The sequence below is a fragment of the Marinimicrobium locisalis genome, assembly GCF_039822625.1.
GTDB classification, from domain to species: Bacteria; Pseudomonadota; Gammaproteobacteria; order Pseudomonadales; family Cellvibrionaceae; genus Marinimicrobium; species Marinimicrobium locisalis.
Window position 1 is genome coordinate 1 of sequence record NZ_JBDLLG010000084.1, and the last position, 648, is coordinate 648.

Sequence of the window (648 nt, forward strand, 5' to 3'; positions counted from 1 at the left end):
TAGGTAGTGGTCATAATCTGCCTCCTCAATGAATGAGAGGCCATGCTATCGCGCGATATTCAGGCTGGGTAGAACGCTGTAGAATGAACGCTTACGTTGATCCAGCGGCTGTTGAACGGTACGAGGCATGTCTATAAAGGTAAACAATCCCTCGTTCCCGATGGGGCCTACGGTCCGGCCACGGGGGGTCAAATCGCCTTATACCAGAAGAATGTTGTTGGGATGACAAACCCCGATTCGCTCATCAACGTGAATCGGGGTACCCACCAGAGCCTGGTTGCGTCTTTGAAGCCGGAATACTTGTTCAATCAGCTAATACACGCTCAGCTGAATCAAAAATCAGCCATTGATTCGATTGAGTTCAAAAGGCTGTATAGTAGGCAGTTCCCCAACGGCCAGCACGTAGATTCATTGATTTCCCTACTCAAGAGAATTCTGGGTGACGCTGATGTTACGGACATCCGCTGGGTCGCCTATATGTTGGCGACTGTCAGGCGGGAATGTGGTGGAACCTGGCAGCCCATTCGGGAGTGGGGAAGGGGGCGTAATCGTCCCTACGGCGAAGAAGTAACGGTTACTGACCCGTGTCAATGGCCATCTATTTTGACCCACGTTTGGCCATTAATTTTGACCCACCGTACGTCGTCT

The 648-nt window shown here is 51.2% G+C and carries 1 protein-coding gene; it reads left to right on the forward strand.

Features of this window, described 5'->3' with window-relative positions; all coding sequences use genetic code 11:
* Positions 1 to 222: 222 nt before the first annotated feature.
* The coding region (locus tag AAE514_RS18500; RefSeq protein ID WP_347333041.1) for a hypothetical protein at positions 223 to 648 on the forward strand (426 nt) is incomplete at its 3' end.